Annotated in this window: 24 protein-coding genes; 20 read left to right on the top strand and 4 right to left on the bottom strand. The window is 68.4% G+C overall.

Annotated features, from left to right (window positions below; all coding sequences use genetic code 11):
* Positions 1-136: 136 nt before the first annotated feature.
* The 6 genes from BJ987_RS08440 (at position 137) to BJ987_RS08465 (ending at position 4,937) form a co-directional block, all read left to right on the top strand.
* Positions 137-985, top strand: coding sequence for a thioesterase family protein (locus BJ987_RS08440; protein WP_209898070.1), 849 nt, complete (start codon positions 137-139; stop codon positions 983-985).
* Between the two features lie 37 nt (positions 986-1,022).
* Complete coding sequence (proC, locus tag BJ987_RS08445) at positions 1,023-1,856, top strand: pyrroline-5-carboxylate reductase (protein WP_209886473.1); 834 nt, start codon at positions 1,023-1,025, stop codon at positions 1,854-1,856.
* Positions 1,857-2,025: 169 nt separating this feature from the next.
* Positions 2,026-2,301 (top strand): helix-turn-helix domain-containing protein, encoded by a 276-nt coding sequence (locus BJ987_RS08450; protein ID WP_245365869.1) that lies wholly within the window; start codon positions 2,026-2,028, stop codon positions 2,299-2,301.
* A 207-nt stretch (positions 2,302-2,508) separates the two neighbouring features.
* On the top strand, positions 2,509-2,610 hold the full coding sequence (locus tag BJ987_RS08455; protein WP_003402602.1) for a 30S ribosomal protein bS22: 102 nt from the start codon (positions 2,509-2,511) through the stop codon (positions 2,608-2,610).
* Positions 2,611-2,883: 273 nt separating this feature from the next.
* Complete coding sequence (locus BJ987_RS08460) at positions 2,884-3,918, top strand: NAD-dependent epimerase/dehydratase family protein (protein ID WP_209898072.1); 1,035 nt, start codon at positions 2,884-2,886, stop codon at positions 3,916-3,918.
* Positions 3,915-4,937: a lysophospholipid acyltransferase family protein gene (locus tag BJ987_RS08465; protein WP_209886476.1), complete on the top strand. Its 1,023-nt coding sequence runs from the start codon at positions 3,915-3,917 to the stop codon at positions 4,935-4,937. The genes BJ987_RS08460 and BJ987_RS08465 overlap by 4 nt, the downstream gene beginning before the upstream one ends.
* Before the next feature lie 5 nt (positions 4,938-4,942).
* Here BJ987_RS08465 and BJ987_RS08470 read toward each other — a convergent pair whose 3' ends face one another.
* Positions 4,943-5,479 (bottom strand): DUF6886 family protein, encoded by a 537-nt coding sequence (locus BJ987_RS08470; RefSeq protein ID WP_209886480.1) that lies wholly within the window; start codon positions 5,477-5,479, stop codon positions 4,943-4,945.
* Between the two features lie 119 nt (positions 5,480-5,598).
* The gene (locus BJ987_RS08475; RefSeq protein WP_245366693.1) at positions 5,599-6,522 is read right to left on the bottom strand and encodes an HAD family hydrolase; all 924 of its coding nucleotides are present in this window, start codon (positions 6,520-6,522) and stop codon (positions 5,599-5,601) included.
* 261 nt (positions 6,523-6,783) lie between these two features.
* Here BJ987_RS08475 and BJ987_RS08480 point away from each other — a divergent pair, with 261 nt between their 5' ends.
* The 5 genes from BJ987_RS08480 (at position 6,784) to BJ987_RS08500 (ending at position 12,418) form a co-directional block, all read left to right on the top strand.
* Complete coding sequence (locus tag BJ987_RS08480) at positions 6,784-7,044, top strand: glutaredoxin family protein (RefSeq protein WP_209886483.1); 261 nt, start codon at positions 6,784-6,786, stop codon at positions 7,042-7,044.
* A 237-nt stretch (positions 7,045-7,281) separates the two neighbouring features.
* A complete protein-coding gene (locus BJ987_RS08485; RefSeq protein WP_209886485.1) occupies positions 7,282-8,193 on the top strand; it encodes a redox-sensing transcriptional repressor Rex in 912 nt (303 codons plus the stop codon).
* A 73-nt stretch (positions 8,194-8,266) separates the two neighbouring features.
* Positions 8,267-9,667, top strand: coding sequence for a glutamyl-tRNA reductase (locus tag BJ987_RS08490; RefSeq protein WP_209886488.1), 1,401 nt, complete (start codon positions 8,267-8,269; stop codon positions 9,665-9,667).
* A 62-nt stretch (positions 9,668-9,729) separates the two neighbouring features.
* Positions 9,730-10,776, top strand: a complete 1,047-nt coding sequence (gene hemC / locus BJ987_RS08495; protein ID WP_209898075.1) for a hydroxymethylbilane synthase — start codon at positions 9,730-9,732, stop codon at positions 10,774-10,776.
* Between the two features lie 73 nt (positions 10,777-10,849).
* Complete coding sequence (locus BJ987_RS08500) at positions 10,850-12,418, top strand: bifunctional uroporphyrinogen-III C-methyltransferase/uroporphyrinogen-III synthase (protein WP_209886491.1); 1,569 nt, start codon at positions 10,850-10,852, stop codon at positions 12,416-12,418.
* Positions 12,419-12,512: 94 nt separating this feature from the next.
* Here the strand turns inward: BJ987_RS08500 and BJ987_RS08505 are convergent, their stop codons facing one another.
* Complete coding sequence (locus BJ987_RS08505) at positions 12,513-12,782, bottom strand: hypothetical protein (protein WP_209886495.1); 270 nt, start codon at positions 12,780-12,782, stop codon at positions 12,513-12,515.
* Positions 12,783-12,975: 193 nt separating this feature from the next.
* On the opposite strand from BJ987_RS08505, the gene hemB reads away from it, so the two are divergent.
* From hemB to BJ987_RS08525, 4 genes are all read left to right on the top strand, one after another.
* Complete coding sequence (hemB, locus tag BJ987_RS08510) at positions 12,976-13,953, top strand: porphobilinogen synthase (RefSeq protein ID WP_209886498.1); 978 nt, start codon at positions 12,976-12,978, stop codon at positions 13,951-13,953.
* Positions 13,950-14,492 carry a hypothetical protein gene (locus BJ987_RS08515; RefSeq protein WP_245365870.1) on the top strand — a complete coding sequence of 181 codons (543 nt, stop codon included), beginning with the start codon at positions 13,950-13,952 and terminating at the stop codon, positions 14,490-14,492. The genes hemB and BJ987_RS08515 overlap by 4 nt, the downstream gene beginning before the upstream one ends.
* Before the next feature lie 286 nt (positions 14,493-14,778).
* A complete protein-coding gene (gene mce1N, locus BJ987_RS08520) occupies positions 14,779-15,267 on the top strand; it encodes a transport-regulating membrane protein Mce1N (RefSeq protein WP_209886500.1) in 489 nt (162 codons plus the stop codon).
* The gene (locus BJ987_RS08525; protein WP_209886503.1) at positions 15,264-15,500 is read left to right on the top strand and encodes a hypothetical protein; all 237 of its coding nucleotides are present in this window, start codon (positions 15,264-15,266) and stop codon (positions 15,498-15,500) included. Before mce1N ends, BJ987_RS08525 begins: the two co-directional genes overlap by 4 nt.
* Before the next feature lie 84 nt (positions 15,501-15,584).
* Here the strand turns inward: BJ987_RS08525 and BJ987_RS08530 are convergent, their stop codons facing one another.
* Complete coding sequence (locus BJ987_RS08530) at positions 15,585-15,977, bottom strand: hypothetical protein (protein ID WP_209886506.1); 393 nt, start codon at positions 15,975-15,977, stop codon at positions 15,585-15,587.
* A 178-nt stretch (positions 15,978-16,155) separates the two neighbouring features.
* On the opposite strand from BJ987_RS08530, the gene hemL reads away from it, so the two are divergent.
* The 5 genes from hemL to resB all read left to right on the top strand — a co-directional run bounded on the left by hemL (position 16,156) and on the right by resB (position 21,906).
* Entirely contained in the window at positions 16,156-17,481 is a 1,326-nt protein-coding gene (hemL, locus tag BJ987_RS08535; RefSeq protein ID WP_209886509.1) for a glutamate-1-semialdehyde 2,1-aminomutase, read from the top strand.
* A 560-nt stretch (positions 17,482-18,041) separates the two neighbouring features.
* Positions 18,042-18,689, top strand: a complete 648-nt coding sequence (locus BJ987_RS08540) for a histidine phosphatase family protein (RefSeq protein ID WP_209898078.1) — start codon at positions 18,042-18,044, stop codon at positions 18,687-18,689.
* 40 nt (positions 18,690-18,729) lie between these two features.
* Positions 18,730-19,371 (top strand): TlpA disulfide reductase family protein, encoded by a 642-nt coding sequence (locus tag BJ987_RS08545; protein WP_209886512.1) that lies wholly within the window; start codon positions 18,730-18,732, stop codon positions 19,369-19,371.
* Between the two features lie 43 nt (positions 19,372-19,414).
* Positions 19,415-20,266 (top strand): cytochrome c biogenesis CcdA family protein, encoded by an 852-nt coding sequence (locus BJ987_RS08550; RefSeq protein WP_209886515.1) that lies wholly within the window; start codon positions 19,415-19,417, stop codon positions 20,264-20,266.
* Entirely contained in the window at positions 20,263-21,906 is a 1,644-nt protein-coding gene (gene resB / locus BJ987_RS08555; RefSeq protein WP_209886518.1) for a cytochrome c biogenesis protein ResB, read from the top strand. The genes BJ987_RS08550 and resB overlap by 4 nt, the downstream gene beginning before the upstream one ends.
* Positions 21,907-21,908 lie beyond the last annotated feature (2 nt).

A 21,908-nucleotide genomic window follows, 5' to 3' on the forward strand; every position in this document is an offset into this window, starting at 1 on the left:
ATCCGGAATAGCACCGGCGATTCCGCTCGTTCTACGCTGTACGAATGCCGCGCGGTGACGCGGCCTACGGACGACAGGAGTGACGATGCCGGAGCTGACCGCCGAATTGGCCGGGGACAGGCGGGAGGCGGAGCCGATGGAGCAAACGGGCGCCGCGCCCTTCAGCCGGGTGTGCGCCCTGACCGAGCTCGGCGCGCCCGGCCGCTACGCGGGTGTCATCGACAAGATCTGGACCATCGGCAAGAAGGTGCACGGCGGCACCATGGTGGCCGGCAGCGCCGCCGCGGCCACCACCTTCCTGCGCGGTACCGATCCGGCGCTGGCCGAGATGTCCCCGATCTCGGCCAGTTCCGACTTCCTGGGCGCCCCGGAACCGGGCGAGGTCGAATACCAGGTGTCGATCCGCAAGGTCGGCCGCCAGATTTGCCTGGCCGACGCCGAATTGGTCCAGCACGGCCGCACCTGTGTGCGCACCGCCTTCACCTTCGGCCACATCGATGACATCGCGCCGCTCTACGCCTACGAACACAGCGATATGCCGGCCGAGCCGCCCGCCGACGCGCTCGGCTACGGCCCCGATTCGCCGATGGGCAGCATCGTGCACGTCGGCCAGGGCGCCCAGGTCTTCATCGATCGCGAGTGGGCCCGCTTCCTCGACGGCAAGCAGGGTGAACCGCGGCTGCGGCTGTGGATGCGCCCGTTCGACGGCGACCAGGCCGATCCCGACGTGGCGATGTACTTCGCCATGATGGCGGCCGATATGAGCCCGCCGGTCCCGATGAATCTGGGCCACTTCGGCTGGGCGCCGACCGTTCAGATGACCACCTACCTGCGGCGCAGGCCCGCGCCGGGCTGGCTGCGCGTCATCGCCACCAGTCAGGAGGTCGGCGGCCGCATGTTCGACGAGGATCAGCTGATCCTCGACTCCACCGGAGCCGTTGTCGCGCAGAGCCGTCAGCTGGCGTTGATGCCCCTTCCCCGCTGATTCGTCCCACGACAGCCCGCGATTAGGGTCTAGGCCCATGACGAGAATTGCGGTGATCGGTGGAGGCCGGATCGGGGAGGCGTTGATCGCTGGTTTGCTCGAGTCCGGGCGGGCGGGCAAGGACCTGGTCGTGGTGGAGACCCACATGGATCGGGCCGAACTGATCGCGAGCCGGTTCGGCGTGCGGGTCACGCACTCGGTGGCGGACGCGGCGGTCGGGGCGGATCTGCTGGTGATCGCCGTCAAGCCCGGTGACGTCGACGGCGTGCTGACCCAGCTGGGTAAGGCCGATCTCAACGGCGGCGACAAGGACCAGGTGCTGGTGTCCCTGGCCGCCGGCGTACCGACCGCGCGGCTGGAGGCCAAGCTGCCCGCGGGCTTCCCCGTGGTGCGCGTAATGCCCAATACCCCGATGCTGGTGGGCCAGGGCATGAGCGTGCTCGCTCCGGGCCGTTACGCGCGGGCCGAGCAACTCGAGCTGGTGACCGATGTGCTGGCTTCGGTCGGCAAGGTCGCGACCGTAACCGAATCGCAGATGGACGCCGTCACCGCGGTCTCCGGTTCCGGGCCCGCCTACTTCTTCCTGGTCGTCGAGGCCATGGTGGACGCGGGCGTCGGCCTCGGCCTGACTCGCGCGGTGGCCACCCAGCTGGTGGTGCAGACCATGGTCGGCGCGGCCGCCCTGCTCGACGAGTCCGGCCAGAGCCCCGAGGAGCTGCGCGCCGCGGTCACCTCTCCGGCGGGCACCACCGCCGCCGCCCTGCGTGAACTGGAGCGCGGGGGCGTCCGCTCGGCGTTTCTGGAGGCCTTGCACGCGGCCAAGGAGCGCTCGGCCGAGCAGGGCAGCGGCGACGGCAACTCCGCGAATTAACGCCACGCGTCTTCCGGGTGTCCGGTGGACTCCCAGCGTATGACGCTGATTTCTCACACCCGTCGCAGTAATCCCACTGGCACCGCTAAGCTTCAAGGAGCACGTGCGTGTCTGTTCCGCCGGTGGGGAAGCCGGTGGCGCGGACGTGCCGGAGGTCAATGGTGCAATGATGTCTAACAAGATATCTACGAATAGCTCGGGCTCGTCACCAGGTTCGTCAGGTCCTTCGGGCAGCAGATCGAGTGCGGGGCAACCCCTGCTCGGTGGCGGCACGCAGTTCCTGACGGTTGCCGAGGTAGCGAACTTGATGCGGGTGTCGAAAATGACGGTCTACCGCTTGGTGCACTCGGGTGAACTACCCGCGGTGCGGGTGGGCCGGTCGTTCCGAGTGCATGCCAAAGCGGTGCACGACTATTTGGAGACGTCCTACTTCGACGCCGGTTGACAGTGGTTTTCTCGCACTGATGGTGTCCAGGTAGAAGGCGGTTTCATAGCTGGCCGGGTGCCCCGGTAGGATGAACCCTCGGTTCGTGTTCGCCTGCCGGCGGCACCGCTTCGTGGTGTCCGGTGTCTGCTGGCGGCGCGAGCGCTGAAGTAAGGCGTACGTGACTGGCGTGCGCGCCGAGTACTAAAGAGAACGCGAGGAAACCCTATGGGTTCTGTGATCAAGAAGCGCCGCAAGCGCATGTCGAAGAAGAAGCACCGCAAGCTGCTTCGTCGCACGCGTGTCCAGCGGCGCAAACTCGGCAAGTGAGCGACTGCCGGGCCTGACCGGTCCGGCTGGGCGCCCCTGCCAGCGCAAGTAGTCGACGAGCCCGTCACCCTAGTGGTGGCGGGCTCGTTGTTTGGTCGAATGCCGAAATCTTGTAGGCGGTGACAGAAATCATCGTTATAAGCAGGTAAACACCCTCGGTGTCTCGGACGGTAGCGGCTACCCTGGAACCGCACGCAATTCAACTGGGGGGCCTGGTAGGTGGGAACCGGCGCAGTGGGATCTGAAGTACGAGACGGTAATTCGCCCAAGGTGGTGCTCGTGACGGGTGCCAGCCGCTTCTTCGGCGGCAATGTGGTGGCCGAACTCGCACAGGATCCCTCGGTCGAGCGCATCCTCGCCGTCGACACCATGACGCCCAGCCGAGAATTGCAGCGCCGCATGGGCCGCGCCGAACTCGTGCGCGCCGATATCCGAAATCCCTTGATCCGCAAGGTGATCGATCGCAACGAGGTCGACACGGTGGTGCATGCCGCGATGCTGACCCGGCCACCGGCGGGCAGTACTCGCGCGGTGATGAAGGACCACAACGTGCTCGGCGCCATGCAGCTGCTCGCGGTCTGCCAGAAAGTGCCCTCGGTGCGCCGGGTGGTGGTGCGCTCCAGTTCGGCGGTGTACGGCTGCAGTCCGAAGGACCCGGCGAAATTCACCGAGGAAATGAGCGCACGCACGCCGCCGAAAGGCGGATTCGCGCGCGACTTGATCGAAATCGAAGGATTTGTGCGGGGTCTCGCGCGTCGTCGCCCCGATATTTCCACGTCCATTTTGCGGTTCGCGCCGATCGTCGGTCCGCGGTTGGCCGGGCGGGCGGTGCAATATGTGCGTTCGCCGGTGGCGCCGACGGTTTTCGGGCGGGACGCGCGCATGCAGCTGCTGCACGAGCAAGACGCCGTAGCCGCGCTGGCGCAGGCGGCCCGGATGGCACCCGGCGGCACGTTCAACATCGCTGGTGACGGTGCGCTGGCGCTGTCCCAGGCGGTACGGCGGGCCGGCCGGCTCGAGCTGCCGCTGCCGTTCCTGGTGTTCCGCACCGCGGGACGAGCGCTGATGGCCCCGGTGATGCGGGAATTCAGCGGTGAACAACTCGACTATTTTCATTTCGGTTGTGGCCTGGACACCACGCGCATGCGCACAGAGCTCGAATTCGTGCCGCGCTGGACTACTGTGCAGGCCTTCGACGACTTTATTGGGGGCGCAGCGTCGCGACCCGTCTTCGATCCAGCGTGGATCGATGCCGCAGAAAAGAAACTGCTCGGCCTGCTCGGGGCCGGTACGGGAGCACAGTCATGAACCACGTAGCGAAAGTCATCCCACTCCACGATTCCAACATCGAGGCGCGCCCGCGGGCGACGGCCCGTCGCTGGCCGGAACCGGGCCGATCGGCGCCGAACCAGGTGACTTCGCTGACCGAACGTCTCGCTGCGGCCGAACCGCCGCAGTCGCAGTCGCTGACCGATCTGGTGCGGAGCACGCTGGGTACCGGGATCAGCCGCACCGCGGACTTCGCGCGCCGCCGGCTCACCGGCGATTACCAGGTCGACGAGTTCGGTTTCGACGAGCACCTGCTGGAATCGGTGATCCTGCCCGCCCTGCGGCCGATGTCGGATTTGTGGTTCCGGGTCCAGGTCAACGGGATCGAGAACATCCCCGAGGTGGGCGGCGCGCTGCTGGTCGCCAACCACGCCGGCACCGTGCCGCTGGACGGGCTGATGCTGCAACTGGCGATCCACGATCACCACGTCAAGCAGCGCGCGCTGCGCCTGCTCGCCGCCGACCTCATCTTCGAACTGCCAATGCTCGGCGTCCTGGCCCGCAAGGCCGGCCACACCCTGGCCTGCCGGGAAGACGCCGAAAGGCTGTTGCGCACCGGCGAATTGACCGGTGTCTTCCCCGAGGGCTTCAAGGGCATCGGCAAGCACTACTCCGACCGCTACAAGCTGCAGCGTTTCGGCCGCGGCGGTTTCGTCGCCGCGGCCGTGCGCACCGGCGCCCCGATCATTCCGGTCTCGATCGTCGGTTCGGAGGAGATCTACCCGAAGATCGCCGACCTCAAGCCTCTGGCCCGCCTGCTCGGCCTCCCGTACTTCCCGGTCACCCCGCTGTTCCCGCACCTCGGTGTGCTCGGCGCGGTACCCCTGCCCTCCAAGTGGTACATCGAATTCGGCGAACCCATCCCCACCACCGGCTACGACGCCGAGGCCGCCGACGACCCGATGACCATGTTCGAGGTCACCGACCAGGTCCGCGAAACAATCCAAAGCACCCTCTACAAACTCCTCACCAAACGCCGCAACCCCTTCACGGGCTGACCCGATCAGCCGCGCGGTCGCCCACCACGCAACCGAATCCCGCTGTAGCCGAGCGAACTCGACGTCACGGCATCCCAGAAGTCCCACAGCGTCGGTAGCACCCGCAGTTGAATTCCGGCTCGCTCATGCAGGTCGAGGAGATCACCGACCCGCTGAGCGGGCCCCAGCGGCTCCACGGGCACGGTCGCGACGTGGGCGTGGGGTACCGGATCGCCGAACGGCTCGAACGCAGCCGCGGGCAGGCGGTAGGCGAACAGTTCGACGGTGCGCAACGCCGTCAGCCAGCGATATTCGATGGCGTGCACCCGATCTCCGCTGCCCGCGCCGATGATCCGGTCGCGATCAGCGGCGGTCGAGTCGGGAACGACCCACGCCATGGCACGCGGGCAATTGCGCGGAAACCAGTAGTCGGGCGCTCGTGCGCGGTCCACGGCCCACACGTATGCCTCGGGCTGCCGGGCGGTCGGTGCGACGTGGGGGACGAACCGGGTAATCGTGGGATCTTCGGAGAAGTGCAGAACTTCACCCGGCTCGGGATACATACCGACATCGCTATCACAGCAGCCGACGCATTTCCGTCCGTAGAGTGCCGACGGGTCAGCTTGCTACCGAAAAGCATTGCTCCACAAGCAATTTGGAAAATGTCCGCAAGCTACGGATATCAGCTCTCGCGGCGGCGGGTGATGGCGGCGGCGACGGCTCCGCCGGCCGCACCGAGAGCCAGTGCTGTCGGCACGCCGATCTTGGCCGCTTTGCGGCCGGTGCGGAAGTCGCGGATTTCCCAGCCGCGGTTCTTGGCGACCTCGCGCAGGTCGGAGTCGGGGTTGATGGCGACGGCGGTGCCGACCAGGGACAGCATGGGGACGTCGTTGTGGCTGTCGGAGTAGGCGGTGCAGCGTTTGAGGTTCAGGCCTTCGCGGATTGCCAAGGTGCGGACCGCGTGTGCTTTGCCGAGGCCGTGCAGGATGTCGCCGACCAGGCGGCCGGTGAATTTGCCGTCGACGCTTTCCGCGACGGTGCCGAGCGCGCCGGTGAGCCCGAGGCGTTTGGCGATGACCTGCGCCAGCTCCACCGGCGTCGCCGTGACCAGCCACACCTGCTGGCCCGCGTCCAGGTGCATCTGGGCCAGCGCGCGCGTGCCCGGCCAGATCTTGTCGGCGATGATCTCGTCGTAGATTTCCTCACCGAGCGCGGCGAGTTCGGCGGTGGGCCGACCGGCGATGAACGCGAGCGCTTTCTCCCGGCCGGAGAGCATATCGGCGCTGTTCTCCTTGCCGGTGACCCGGAATTTCACCTGCTTCCAGGCGACATCGACCAGGTCGGAGGTCTTGAAGTATTTCCGGGCGGCCAGCCCGCGGGCGAAATGCACGATGGACGCGCCCTGCACCATGGTGTTGTCCACGTCGAAGAACGCGGCGGCGGTGAGATCCCGCGGCACCTCGGGCTCTTCGGTCTCGGCGGCGAGCTCCGCGTCGTGCAGCGTGAGGGCGGCGTCGGCGCTGGCTTCACCGGCCAGATTGGCGCGCACTTCTTCCTCGCTCGGCCCGAACGGGCTGCGCGGCAGGCGGGTGAGCTGATCGTGCAGGCTCTGCCCGAGACGACCCTGATTCCATCTGACCGGGAATTCGCCGAAGCGCCCCGCGATGAATCCGGTCCTTTCGGCCTTCTCTCGTTCCGGCACCAGTACCTCCGCCCGTAGCGCGAACCAGGTCCACCCTAACCGGCGGCGGGGATCGGGACCGGAAGGTACGCAGGCGCGGTGTGAGCTCAGCGCCCGCAGAAGGGCCTGGGTAACCAGGTGGGGCGTCGCGAGCACCGCGAATTGGACGAAGCTTTAATGAACGCCATGACCAATCCCACACATTCGGTGACTTTGCTGACGCGGGCGGGCTGTGGCCTGTGTGGCGTGGCTCTCGAGCAACTGCGTCGGATTTGCGGCGAATTCGGTATCGAACCGCAGACGCTGGATGTCGACGAAGCCGCCGCCACCGACCCTGGCCTGCGCGCGGAGTACGGGGACCGGCTGCCGGTGGTGCTGCTCGACGGCCGGGAACACAGCTATTTCGACGTCGATGAAACCCGGCTGAGGGCCGATTTGACTCGCTGAGCCGAAGCTGTTCGGCCCGATTTTGGACGCTTGCCTGGTCGCAGCGGAAAATGAGGCCAATTTCACCGACTTTGTGAAGGGCTGCACAAGCAGTTACGGTGGTGGCACGCGACCCGCTTGCCGAGGCTGCGGAAGCGCCCCCTGAAATCCGACACTTCGACCATGGCACCGGACCGCCCCGGGCCAGAGGACGAGCGAAACCGGACCTCGAGCAGTCCGGAACCGAGGAGCCGACACGTGACAGAGCAGCATGAGGCGCCGGGCGGCGTCTCCGGCAGGGCTCTGCAGAAGGTGTCCACGAAGGACATCCCACAAGCCACCGTAGCGCGGTTGGCTACCTACCTCCGGGTCCTCGCCATGTTGGCCGACGACGGAGTACTCATCGTATCGAGTGAGGAACTCGCTGTCGCGGCGGGTGTCAATTCCGCCAAGTTGCGCAAGGATCTCTCGTTCCTCGGGCCCAACGGCGTACGGGGTGTCGGCTATGACGTGGCCAAGTTGCGCACCAGGATCGAAGATGTGCTCGGACTCTCCGGAGGACATCGCGTGGTGCTCGTCGGCGCCGGAAACCTGGGCCGGGCCCTGGTCGGCTACGGCGGGTTCAAGCGGCGTGGCTTCACCGTGGTCGGCGTCTTCGATCACGACCCGCAGGTGATCGGGCTGACGGTCGCCGGACTGAAGGTCCGCGATGTCGCCGAATTGCCCACCGCCGTCGCGCAACTGGAGCCGACCATCGCGGTCATCACCGTGCCCGACGCGGCCGCCCAGGACGTGTGCGACCTGCTGGTCGCGGCCGGGCTGCAATCCATTCTCAGCTTCTCCCCGTCGGTGCTGTCGGCCCCGGAATCGGTGGAGGTTCGCCGGGTCGATCTCGCGGTGGAGATGCAGATGCTCTCCTTCGAACGCACCCGCAACCTCGAGTCCGACACCGCGGCGGAGGCAGCGGCCCTGCCCGTGGCGCACGCCGGATCGGGCCGGATCGCCCGTCGCGTGCCGCCCGCCGCGCACCGGGCCATCGAACACACGAAGTCCTCGCATCAGGCAACGGAGCCGCCCCGACCGGAGGTCCAAGGCGGACCGCGCCGCAGCCTGGGGGGTGTGGGGGTAGCCCCCACTGGAGACAGCAAGGGATCGGTGGTTACCCCGTGAGTGAGCGCAGCGAACGAACCATGTGCCAGCGTGCGACGCGCACGCCGGAGCCGAGCGTTAGCGAGGCGCAGGCGTGAGCGTTCTTCTTGTCGGCATTTCGCACCGGAGTGCACCGGTCTCCGTCTTGGAGAAGGTGGCGATCACCGACGCCGACCGGCCCAAGCTGATCGACCGCATGCTGGAATCCAGCCATGTCTCCGAGGCGATGATCGTCTCCACCTGCAACCGGGTGGAGATCTACGCGGTGGTCGACGCCTTCCACGGTGGTCTCGCCGAGGTCGGCGAACTGCTCACCAAGCATTCGGGCATGCCGCTGCCGGATCTGACCAAGCACGCCTATGTCCGCTACAGCGAGGCCGCCGCCGAGCATCTGTTCGCGGTGGCCAGCGGGCTGGATTCGATGGTGATCGGCGAGCAGCAGGTGCTCAGCCAGATCCGCAGCGCCTACGCCACCGCCGACGCGCAGCAGGCCGTCGGCCGCACGCTGCACGAACTCGCGCAGCACGCGCTGCGGGTCGGCAAGCGGGTGCATTCGGAGACCGGGATCGACCGGGCCGGCGCGTCCGTGGTGTCGGTGGCCTTGGACCGGGCGCAGCAGGTGCTGGGCTCGATCGCGGGCCGCACCGCCGTCGTGGTCGGTGCGGGCGCGATGGGAAGCCTTGCGGTAGCGCATCTTTCGCGGGCCGGCATCGGCCGGATCATTGTGGTGAACCGCACCGTGGACCGCGCGCAGCGGCTCGCCGACACCGCGGGTACCTACGGCGTCGAGTCCAGTGCGCTGGAACTTTCCCGGTTGACCGAGGCGATGGCCGCGGCCGATGTCGTGATCACCTGTACCGGCGCGGTCGGCGCCGTGGTGACGCTCGCGGATACGCACCGGGCGCTGGCCGACCGCGATCGGGCCGCCGCTTCGGCTCGTCCGCTGGTGTTCTGCGATCTCGGACTGCCTCGCGATGTGGAGCACGCGGTGGCGGGGCTGCCGGATGTGACGGTCATCGATATCGAGACGCTGCAGCGTGATCCGGCCGCCGGTGCGGCCGCCGACGACACCGCCGCCGCGCGTTCGATCGTCGCCGACGAACTCGCCAAGTACCTCGCGGGCCAGCGTATGGCCGAGGTCACCCCGACGGTCGCGGCGCTGCGTCAGCGCGCGGCCGAGGTGGTGGAAGCCGAACTGCTGCGGCTGGATTCGCGCCTGCCTTCGCTGGCCGATCCGGAACGCGACGAGGTGGCGCGCACGGTGCGCCGGGTGGTCGACAAGTTGCTACACGCGCCGACGGTGCGGGTCAAGCAGTTGGCGTCCACGCCCGGCGGAGACAGCTACGCCGAAGCGCTGCGCGAACTGTTCGAACTCAAACCCGGTGCGGCACAGGCCGTCGCGGCGCCGATGGAGATCTCCGCGCTGGCCGGTGAACCGAGTCTGGCCGACGACTTCACGGCCGGGCATCTCGGTGACGAGGAGGCCCAGGCATGACCGCGTCCACCAATTCCAGGCCGACCGATGCCAGGCCCACCAATTCCAGCGGCTCCGCCGCCATGGCTCAGGAAATCGAGGGCAACGTGACAACCCGCGGCACTTGGCGTATCGGCACCCGGGGCAGCCTGCTGGCGCTGACCCAGTCCGGCACTGTGCGCGACGCGCTCATCGCCGCCGGACACGACGCCGAACTAGTGGTGGTGAAGACGCCCGGCGATCTGTCGTCGGATCCGGTCGCCAAGATCGGCGTCGGCGTCTTCACCTCGGCCCTGCGCGACGAGCTGGCCGCCGGGACCATCGACATCGCGGTGCACTCCTACAAAGACCTGCCCACCGCGCCGGACCCGCGTTTCACCATCGCCGCCATCCCGCTCCGCGAGGATCCGCGCGACGCGCTGGTGGCCCGGGACGGACTGGTGCTCGGTGAACTGCCCGCCGGTTCGCGCGTCGGCACCTCCGCGCCGCGGCGTGCCGCGCAGCTGCGGGCGCTGGGCCTCGGCCTGAACATCGTGCCGTTGCGCGGCAACCTCGACACCCGTCTGCGCAAGGTCGCCGAGGGCGAACTCGACGCGGTGGTCGTCGCCCGGGCCGGCCTGGCCCGGATCGAACGCACCGACGCGGTGACCGAGGCGCTGGAACCCGTGCAGATGCTGCCCGCGCCCGCCCAGGGTGCGCTCGCGGTCGAGTGCCGCAGCTCGGACACCGCCCTGATCGAGGTGCTGACCAGGCTCGACGATGCCGCCACCCGCGCGGCGATCACCGCCGAGCGCGCACTGCTTGCCGAACTGGAGGCCGGTTGCACGGCCCCGATCGGCGCGCTCGCCGAGGTCGTCGAATCACTCGACGACGACGGCCGGATCGTCGACGAACTTTCGCTACGCGCGTGCGCGGCCGCCATCGACGGGTCCGATGTCATCCGGGCCTCGAGCGTCGGTTCGCCGGAGAACGCCGCTGAGATCGGCCGCGCGCTGGCCCGTGAATTGCTGGAGCTCGGTGCCCGCGAGCTGCTCAGCACCCCCGAACCGGCGCCCGGTTCATCCTCAGATGCGGTGAGTTCGCCCGCAACAGACTTCGCCAACCCGAGCCCAATGGAGAACAGCCAATGAGCGAGCCCCGCGAGCGGATCAATGGCACAGCGCCTTCGGGCCTGCTGGAACTGAGCGTCAGCGAGGTGCAAGCATGAGCCGCGCTACCAAGAAGCAACCCGGCCGGATTCTCTTCGTGGGGTCGGGGCCCGGCGACCCGGCGTTGCTCACCGTGCGTGCGCGTGAGGTGCTGGGCCGCGCGACGCTGGCCTTCACCGACCCCGATGTCGACAAGGGCGTGCTCGCCCTCATCGGCAGCGCGGTCGAGGAGAACGAGGACGGCACCCGCCCGGTGGATGTGCGGCCCGCGCTCGGCGAGCCCGCCGAGGTCGCCAAGACGCTGATCGCCGAGGCCCGCAACGGCCACGACGTGGTCCGTGTCGTCGCGGGCGATCCGCTGACCACCGATTCGGTGATCACCGAGGTCAACACCGTCACCCGTTCGCACATGGTGTTCGAGGTGCTGCCCGGCCTGCCGAACGCCTCCGCGGTGCCCAGCTACGCCGGCATCGCGCTCGGCTCCGGCCACACCGAAGCCGACGTGCGCGGCGAGGTCGACTGGGCCGCGCTGGCCGCGGCGCCCGGCCCGCTGGTGCTGCACGCCACCTCCGGCCACCTCGCCGAAACCGCCAGTGCCCTGGTGGAACACGGTATGGCCTCGCAGACTCCGGTCGCGGTGACGGTGCGTGGCACCACTCGTCAGCAGCGCACCATCGAAGCGACTTTGGCCACCCTGAACAGCGCCGCCTCCGAACTCGTCGGCCCGCTGATCGTGACCATCGGCAAGGTCGTCGCCGCGCGTTCGAAGATGTCGTGGTGGGAATCGCGTGCCCTGTACGGCTGGACCGTGCTGGTGCCGCGCACCAAGGATCAGGCCGCCGAGATGAGCGAACGTCTCGTCACGCACGGCGCCATCCCGATGGAGGTGCCGACCATCGCGGTCGAGCCGCCGCGTAGCCCCGCCCAGATGGAACGCGCGGTCAAGGGTTTGGTCGACGGCCGCTACCAGTGGGTGGTGTTCACCTCCACCAACGCGGTGCGCGCGGTGTGGGAGAAGTTCGCCGAATTCGGTTTGGACGCACGCGCTTTCAGTGGTGTGAAGATCGCCTGTGTGGGTGAGGCCACCGCGGAGAAGGTGCGCTCGTTCGGCATCAATCCCGAACTGGTGCCGTCGGGGGAGCAGTCCTCCGAGGGTCTGCTCGCCGACTTCCCGCCCTACGACGACGTTTTCGATCCGGTCAACCGGGTGCTGCTGCCGCGCGCGGACATCGCGACGGAGACCCTGGCCGAGGGTCTGCGTGATCGCGGCTGGGAGATCGACGACGTCACCGCCTATCGCACGGTGCGTGCTTCGCCGCCGCCCGCCGAGACCCGCGAGATGATCAAGACCGGCGGGTTCGACGCGGTGCTGTTCACCTCCTCCTCGACGGTGCGCAACCTGGTCGGCATCGCGGGTAAGCCGCACGCCCGCACCATCGTGGCCTGCATCGGACCGAAGACCGCCGAGACGGCCATCGAATTCGGCTTGCGTGTGGATGTGCAGCCGGAGACGGCGCAGGTCGGCCCGCTGGTCGAGGCGCTGGCCGAGCACGCGGCGCGGCTGCGTGCGGAAGGACTGCTGCCGCCGCCGCGCAAGAAGAGCCGGCGTAGCAGCAGCCGATAGCCCGGATGGTGTGACGACCAGGAACGAAACGCTCACTACGCTGTGAGCGTTTCGCCCTCGGGCCGGGCGTCGCACCGGTCCGAGCTTTTTCGGGTCAGCGGCTGTATCGCATCAGGGTACGCACCAACCGGCAAGTAGTGTCGGACGGCGGCCGAATTCCGATGACTTCGGCTGTGCGGCGGATCTTTTCGTTCGTCGCCTGATCCGGCAGGTAGGTGCCCGAATCCAGCAGGGCGATCGTCAACCGCATCGCCTTGAGCCTGCGGTTGTGCCGGATGTACCACTTGCGCGGCCGCCCCGCCGGCAACGGCCGCTTCTCCAGCGGCACGTACGGAGCATCGATAAGGACTGTCTTCGCGGGCAACTGCGTTCTCCCCTCGCGATCGGGAATCCTGGTGGATTCCCTCGAACACAATGTCGATTTTACTCCTACCCACCGACAAAAACCCCTGGCCGCAATGGTTTTCGCGCTCCGCCCGGCCGGTGCCGGCCGAGCGGCCCGGGCGGCGTCCGACCCGGCCGACCGAGGGCGGCCGGAAGGGGCATATATTGAGGTCATGACCGGAATGGACCGCCCGCGGCGGTTGCGCCGCACCCCCGCTATGCGTCGGCTCGTCGCCGAAACCACCCTGGAGCCAAGGCAATTGGTGTTGCCGATGTTCGTGGCGGATGGGCTGGAAGAGCCGCGCGAGATCAGCTCGATGCCGGGGGTGGTGCAGCATTCCATGGATTCGCTGCGTAAGGCGGCGGTCGACGCGGTCACCGCCGGGGTTGGCGGCCTCATGCTGTTCGGGGTGCCGCGCTCGGAGGACAAGGACGCCACCGGCAGCCGGGCCAGCGACCCGGACGGCATCCTGAATCGCGGGCTGCGGGCGCTGGCGGAGGAGGTCGGCGATTCGACGGTGCTGATGGCCGACACCTGTCTGGACGAGTTCACCGATCACGGTCACTGCGGTGTACTCGGTTCGGACGGCTCGGTCGACAACGACGCCACCCTGCACCGCTATGTCGACATGGCGTTGTCGCAGGCCGACGCGGGCGCCGATCTGCTCGGCACCAGCGGCATGATGGACGGCCAGGTCGGCGCGATCCGGCGCGGGCTGGACGCCGTCGGGCGCACCGATACGGGCATCCTCGCGTATTCCGCGAAGTACGCCTCGGCGTTCTACGGCCCGTTCCGCGAGGCGGTCGGCTCCTCGCTGGAGGGCGATCGCCGCACCTACCAGCAGGATCCGGCGAACCGCCGGGAAGCCATCCGGGAGCTGGAACTGGATCTGGCCGAGGGCGCCGACATCGTCATGGTGAAGCCGGCCATGTCGTATCTGGACATCCTGCGTGATGTCGCCGACCGTTCCACCGTGCCGGTCGCCGCGTACCAGATCTCCGGTGAGTACGCGATGATCACCGCCGCTGCCGAGCGCGGCTGGATCGACCGCCGCGGGGCAATTTTGGAATCGCTCACCGGTATCCGTCGCGCGGGCGCCGACATCGTGCTCACCTACTGGGCCACCGAAGCCGCACACTGGTTGTCGTGACACACCACCTACCCCCGATGCCGGGCCCGCCGCCCGCGCCGGCGCAGCAACCGCCCATGCCCGAGGACGTCCGCACCGCGCGTCAGCTGTGGTGGGGTGTGTCCGGCGTCGGTCTGGTGCAGCTGACCGCGTCGATCTTCGCGGGCATGAACCAGCGGAAAGATTTCGCCGAACAGGTCTTCGACCAGATGCGCGAGACCGATCCGGCCTACACCATGGAGCAGGCCGACAAGCTGGCGCTGGTGGCCCTGGTCTTCGGTGGCGCCGTGCTGGGGTTGGCGCTGGTCGGCTTGACGCTGTTGTTCGCGCATCTGATGGCGCGGGGCAGGTTCTGGGCGCGCGCGGTGCTGACCGTGATGGGCACCTGGCTGGTGCTGATCGCGCTGCTCAACTTGTTCGCGATCGGCTCGGTCACCGGGGTGGCGGTGCTGGTGGCGGGTGGCGCGGCCATCGTGCAGGGCGTGCTCGCGGGCGGCGCGATCTATCTGATGCATCGCAAGGAGTCGACCGCCTATTTCCTCGCGCATCGGCGGCGCTGAGTCGTACTCGCCGCCAACCGATTACAGACCGGGTGGTTTAGCTACCGGCCAGTATGGGCATGTATGGTGAGGGTTGTCACAGTGGATTTGGGAACCGGAAGCCGACGGTCGAACGTTGGGCGCCGGAGGATCGGAGGCATCGATGCGAGTGGTGATTCAACAGCCGCAGAGCATTCGACGAGACCTGCTCGTGCTGAGTCTGTTGATCCTGCTCGGATTGGTCACCGTCGCACTGTTGCTGCTGCCGGGGATGGCCGGCTGACTCTGCGCGTAAAGGGCCCCCGGCATGACTGTTGAGCCCGTCGACACCGTGTTGTTCGCCGAACCCGGCGCGCGCTGGCGCGCCGTCGCCTACGGGCCCGCGCTGTGCTTGGTCATCCTGCTCGCCGAACTCGCCACCGGCAGCCCCGTGCACTGGTTCGCCTTGATCTTCTGCGCCGCGCTGATCGCGGGTTTCGTTGCGCTGCAGGTGGTCGCGGGCCGGCGCCATGTGAGCGTCGAGTTGACCGACGGCGCGCTCCGATCCGGCGCCGAGGTCCTGCCGCTGTCCGGGATCGCCGAAATCCTGCCGCCGCGAGCCGACGCGAAATACGAGGACGAGTGGGAATCCGCCCGCGCGCTCGGCGAATTGAGCGGGGTGCCGCGGCGACGCACCGGCATCGGGTTACGGCTGCGCGACGGTAGCGTGGTGCAGGCTTGGGCCAAAGACCACCGCGGGTTACGGGCCGCGCTCACCGCGGCGCTGCACACCGAGGAGAACGGAGCGGACCGTTGAGGCGAGGGATCGCGTTCGGCGAACTGGTGCTGGCGGCGCTGTGCGTGCTCGGCGCGGTAGCGAGCTGGAACCGCGGGCTGGTCACCACCTCGTTCGCGGCCGCCGGTGAGATGCCCGGGTTCGACGCCACCCGCTATGTCGCACCGTGGCTGTTGCTCGCCACGCTGTTGTTCATGATCGCCGGGCTGCTCGGTATCGACGCTTTTTCCCGAGCTCGGCCCGTCCGCGGCTGACGCGCTGTACTGCATCGACATCGTCGGGGAGCTTCGACTCGAGGTTCGTAGGTGATCGCCTCGATGCCGTGCGGGTACCGCCGGCTATTCGGTCCAGTGCTGATAGACGTCCATCACTCGGCCGCCGCGGCTACCCGGTGCGTTGAACATGAAGGTGATGGTGCCGTCGGGATGCGTCGCGGGCTCGGCGATGACCTGCCGCAATGAGGCGTACACCCCGCCGTACTGGTCGCGATAGATGTCGGTTTCCGGGTGCAGCCCGGCCCCGATCTTGGCCAGCGGGACCACCATGGTGATCAACGCGGGCGCGGGGCCCGAAGCCACCGCCACGGTCTCGCTGTGATTCAGTCGTACCCCCGCCCGGCCCTGATCGAGCTGCACCACCGGATCCAGAGCGGCAGCCGTTCCGCTACTTATGCCCACGGCCGCGGCGCCGAGCGCGACGAGCGTGAATGTCCTGGTGACGGCAGCCCGCATATATCCTCCGACCCGATAGCGGATGAAATGATGGCTCGAGGTTACGCACCAGCAACCTCGCGATGACCGATATCCGCCGAAACCCGGATCGGCGTGTTGCCGCACGCCGGGTGGGGTGCATCACCTCGACTACACCCTGTCGTCGACCGGTTCCGGCACAGCTGCGAGACTGGAGGTCGTGAGTTCTTCTCCGCGTGTGGTTCCGGTTTCCGCTCAGCTCTTCGAACGAGCTGGCTCGGTGATTCCCGGCGGCGTCAACTCGCCGGTGCGGGCCTTCAATTCCGTGGGCGGAACCCCCAGATTCATCGCCTCGGCCAAGGGTTACACCCTCACCGACGTCGACGGTAACGACTATGTCGACCTGGTGTGTTCCTGGGGGCCGATGATCCTCGGCCACGCGCATCCGGCGGTCGTGGAAGCGGTGCAGCGGGCGGCCGTGGGCGGTCTGTCCTTCGGCGCGCCGACCGAGGGCGAGATCGAGCTGGCCGAGCTGATCGCCGAACGCGTCGATCCGGTCGAGCGGGTCCGTCTGGTGAACTCCGGCACCGAAGCGACCATGAGCGCGGTGCGGCTGGCGCGCGGCTACACCGGCCGCTCCAAGATCATCAAGTTCTCCGGCTGCTACCACGGCCACGTGGACGCGCTGCTGGCCGACGCCGGTTCCGGTGTCGCGACGCTCGGGCTGCCCACCTCGCCCGGCGTGACCGGCGCGCAGGCCGCCGACACCCTGGTCCTGCCCTACAACGATCTCGACGCCGTCGCTGCCGCGTTCGCCGCGTATCCGGGCGAGGTCGCGTGTGTGATCACCGAGGCCGCCGCGGGCAATATGGGTGCGGTCGCGCCGGTGCCCGGCTTCAACGAGGGCCTGCGCCGGCTCACCACCGAGCACGGCGCGCTGCTGATCATGGACGAGGTGATGACCGGTTTCCGGGTCAGCCGCGCGGGCTGGTTCGGCATCGACGGCGTCGCCGGCGACCTCTACACCTTCGGCAAGGTGATGAGCGGCGGCCTGCCCGCCGCCGCGTTCGGCGGCCGCGCCGACATCATGAATCGGCTGGCTCCGCTCGGCCCGGTCTACCAGGCGGGCACCCTGTCCGGTAACCCCGTGGCCGTCGCCGCCGGTCTGGCTTCGCTGCGCGCGGCCGACGACGCGGTGTACGCCGCGCTCGATCGCAACTCCAAGCGGCTCGGCAGTCTGCTCGGGGAGGCGCTGAGCATGGCGGGCGTCGAGCATCAGGTGCAGTTCGCGGGCAATATGGTGAGCGTGTTCTTCGCCGACCGTCCGGTCACTGACTACGCCGCCGCCAAAGCCAGTCAGACCTGGCGTTTCCCCGCCTTCTTCCACGCCCTGCTGAACGGCGGCGTGTACGCGCCGCCGAGCGCGTTCGAGGCCTGGTTCGTCTCCGCGGCACTCGACGACGACGCATTCGACCGTATCGCCGCCGCCCTGCCCGCCGCCGCCACCGCGGCCGCGGCCGCCACCCCCGAAGGATCCCGCGCGTGAGTTCCGATCTCGAACAGCCCGGTGCCGACAAGCGCGAGCTAACCAGCTTCGCCCCCGAAACCGCGGCGACCGGCCCCGAGTTCAGCGCCGACCCGGCCGCCGTGCAGGCCGCCGCGGCCGCGCTGGACGCCGGTCTGGCCGCCGCCGATGTCGAAGCGGAAGCCGTTGCCGCCGCCGTCGTGCACGCCGTTGCCGCGGACCTCGCCGCGGAGGGCGACGCCCGGGCCGCGGCCGAATTCGCGGCCGCCGGTTACGCGGACGCGCCCAGTCAGGATGCTCCGTTCAGTGAAGCCGAGGCCGCGGCCGGCGCGGAGGAAGTTTCCGCGTTGATCGAGCAGGCCGGCGCGCCGGACGATTCGGTCGACCCGATGCGCGATGCCGTTGTGGCGGAGCAGGTTTCGACCGACGCCGCGGCGAGCGTGGCGTTGCTCGAGGGCGCCGATGTCGCGGATGCGGTGGTGCGGGCGGCCGATGCGGAAGACGCCGCTCCGGCCGAAGCGGCGCCCCGGGTCTCCGGTACCGCCACCCGCGCTCGCGCGGTGGCCCCGGAAGCGGGCGATCTGGATCCGGTCGACGAGGGCGTGGAAACCATCGTGCACGTGGTGCGCCACGGTGAGGTGCACAATCCGCGCGGCATCCTCTATGGCCGCCTGCCCGGATTCGCGCTGTCGGTCGCGGGCCGCGCCCAGGCCGGCGCGGTCGCGCGTTCGCTGTCCGACCACGACATCGCCCTGGTCATCGCCTCCCCGCTGCAGCGCGCGCAGGAAACCGCCGCGCCCATCGCGGGCGCGCACAACCTGATCGTGCGCACCGACGAGAACCTCCTCGAAGCCGGTAATACCTTCGAGGGCCTGCGGGTTTCGGTCGGCGACGGCGCGCTGCGCAAGCCCCGGCACTGGTGGAAGCTGCGGGACCCGTTCACTCCGTCTTGGGGTGAGCCTTACTTGCAGATCGCGCATCGGATGCTGGCCGCGGTCAATAAGGCCCGAGTCGAGGCGGCCGGGCACGAGGCGGTTCTGGTTTCGCATCAGCTGCCTGTCTGGACGCTGCGTCGTTTCCTGCAGGGCCAGCGCCTGTGGCACGACCCGCGTCAGCGTCAATGCTCGCTGGCCTCGCTGACCTCGCTGGTCTACCAGGGCGACACCCTCGTCGACATCGTCTATTCCGAGCCCGCCGGTGGTTCGGACCCCACGGTGCACGGCGCATGACACTCCCGCGCACCGGCTCGATCTGCGGCGAGGCGCGGGAATGAACCGCCGCGCCGCGCCGCATCCGCGCGCCCGCCCGGCCTCGGTCCGGCGGGCCGGATCGGCGTTGCTGGCGTGCCTGGCCGCGCTCGCCGTGCTTACCGGTTGTTCGACGGGCACCGATGCGGTGGCTTCCGGCGGCACCTTCGAATTCGTCTCGCCCGGCGGCAAAACCGACATCTACTACGATCCGCCCAGTGCCCGCGGCACCATCGGAAATCTTTCCGGTCCCGACCTGATGACCGGAAAACCCTTGTCCGCCAGCGATTTCGCGGGCAAGGTCGTGGTGATCAACCTCTGGGGCCAATGGTGTGGCCCGTGCCGGGCCGAAGTTCCCGCGCTCGAAAAGGTCTACGAGGCGAACAAAGACAAGGGCGTCGCGTTCCTCGGCATCAATGTCCGCGATCCGCAGCAGGACAAAGCCCAGGACTTCATGACGGCCAACCGGGTCGCTTACCCCTCGATCTACGACCCGTCCATGCGCACCCTGCTCGCCCTCGGCGGTAATTTCCCGACCAGCGTCATTCCCACCACGCTGATTCTGGACAAGCAGCATCGGGTCGCCGCGGTTTTCTTGCGCGCCCTGCTGGCCGAAGACCTGCAGCCGGTCGTCGACAAACTCGCCGCGGAGGCGAACGCGTGAGCGCGGGCTTTTCGACGGGTTCGGCTGATCGCGAGGTGATCCGATGACAGTGCTTGCCGACGTGGGCAGTTCCTTCCAGGAGACCGCGGCCGGCGGGCCGCTGCTGCTGGCGCTCGGAGCGTGCGTGCTGGCGGGGCTGGTGTCGTTCGCGTCGCCGTGTGTGGTGCCGTTGGTGCCCGGATACCTGTCGTATCTGGCCGGGCTGGTGGGGGCGGAAGTGCCGCCGGTCACCGTCGCGCAGGCCAAAAGCGCTGGGACGCAAGGTGGTTCGGTCGCGGTCGATACCTCGAAGCAGGCGATGCGGGCGGGGCGGATGCGCGTCGCCGGTGCCGCTGGACTTTTCGTGGCCGGGTTCACCGTGGTGTTCGTGCTCGCCACCGCCACCGTCTTCGGTGTCATTCAGACACTGAACGTGAATCGTGAACTGCTGCAGCGCATCGGCGGCGTGGTCACGATCGTGATGGGCCTGGCGTTCATCGGGATGATTCCGGCTCTGCAGCGCGATACCCGGATGGAACCGCGCCGGCTGACCAGCATTGCGGGCGCGCCGCTGCTCGGCGCGGTGTTCGCGCTCGGCTGGACGCCGTGTCTCGGCCCGACGCTGTCCGGCGTGATGGCGGTCTCCGCCGGAACCGACGGCACGACCGCCGCCAGGGGAGTGGCACTGATCGTCGCCTACTGTCTCGGGCTCGGCTTGCCGTTCGTGATCCTGGCTTTCGGGTCGGCGAGCGCGTTGCGCGGGGTGGGCTGGCTGCGCCGGAATTCGCGCACCATTCAGATCATCGGGGGTCTGCTGCTCGTCGCCGTGGGCGTCGCGCTGGTCACGGGGGCGTGGGATCAGTTCGTCGCTTGGGTGCGTGATGCGTTCGTCTCCGAGGTGACTCTGCCGATATGACTCTGACCGAGACTCCCGCGGCCGCCGCTCCGAAGCCGCCGCGTCAGGCGCTGCCGGGCCGGGCGTGGGCGCTGGTGCGCAACGCCTGGCGCGGGCTCACCAGCATGCGCACCGCGCTGGTGCTGCTGTTCCTGCTGGCACTGGCCGCGATTCCGGGCGCACTGCTGCCGCAGCGGAACCTGAACGAGCAGAAGGTCGACGAGTACATCGCCGACCGGCCGAAGCTGGGTCCGTGGATGGACCGGTTCGAGTTGTTCGACGTGTTCTCCAGCTTCTGGTTCACCGCCGTCTACGTATTGCTGTTCGTCTCGCTGGTGGGATGCATCCTGCCGCGCTGTTATGACCACTTCACAGCTCTGCGCACACCGCCCGTCAAGGCGCCGCGCAACCTGTCCCGGCTGCCGCACCACCATTCGGAGACGGTGGCGCGCACCCCGGAGCAGGTCGTCGAGCAGGCGCGCACCCAGCTGCGCGGCTGGCGCTGCGAAGTTCGGCCCGGCGTGCGCGACGGTGAGATCACGCTGTCCGCGGAGAAGGGTTACACCCGCGAACTCGGCAACCTCGTCTTCCACCTGTCCCTGGTCGGTCTGCTCGTGGCCATCGCGGTCGGCAAGCTGTTCGGCTACGAAGGCAGCGTCATCGTCATCGCTGACAACGGCCCCGGTTTCTGCACGACCTCGCCCGCGGTGTTCGACTCGTTCAAAGCCGGCAATGTGAACGACGGCACCGGCATGACCCCGATCTGCGTGCGGGTCAAGGACTTCAAGGCCGAATACCTGCCGAACGGCCAGGCCGAGATGTTCACCTCGAACATCCAGTACCAGGCCGGGACGGACCTCGACGCCAACACCTGGCGCGACACCACCATCCAGGTGAACCATCCGCTGCGTGTCGCGGGTGACCGGCTCTACCTGCAAGGCCACGGTTTCGCGCCGACCTTCACCGTCACCTTCCCGAACGGCCAGACCCGCACCGAGACCATCCAGTGGAAACCGGACGACGCGCAGACCTTCCTGTCCAGCGGTGTCCTGCGCATCGATCCGCCCGGCGGCCTGTACGCCACCGAGGAGGAGCGTCGCAAGAACCAGATCGCCATCGACGGCCTGTTCGCCCCGACCGCGCTGTTCCACGGCAGCCTGCTCACCTCCGCGTTCCCCAAAATGGAGGACCCGGCCGTCGCGATCGACATCTACCGCGGTGACACCGGATTGGATACCGGACGCCCGCAGTCGCTGTTCTCGCTGGATCGGGAGATGATCGCGCAGGGGCGGCTGAACAAGGAGGCGCGCACCAACCTGCGTCCCGGTGAGTCCGCGACCCTGCCCAGCGGCACCAAGGTGACGTTCGACGGCGCCAAGGAATTCGTGAACCTGCAGGTCTCGCACGATCCGGCGCAGCAGTGGGTGCTGGTCAGCGCGCTGGCCATGATGGCGGGCCTGCTGGTGTCGCTGCTGGTGAAGCGCAGGCGCATCTGGGTGCGGGTCTACCCGTCGCCCGACGATGCCGGTACCGTTGACCAACGACGCGCCGTAGTAGAGCTGGGCGGCCTCGCCAGAACCGATCAAGCAGGCTGGGGTGGCGAATTCGACCGGCTGCGCGCGCGTCTGCTGGACCACACCAAGACCACCTCGGGAGAGTGACC

This window comes from Nocardia goodfellowii (assembly GCF_017875645.1).
Classification (GTDB): domain Bacteria; phylum Actinomycetota; class Actinomycetes; order Mycobacteriales; family Mycobacteriaceae; genus Nocardia; species Nocardia goodfellowii.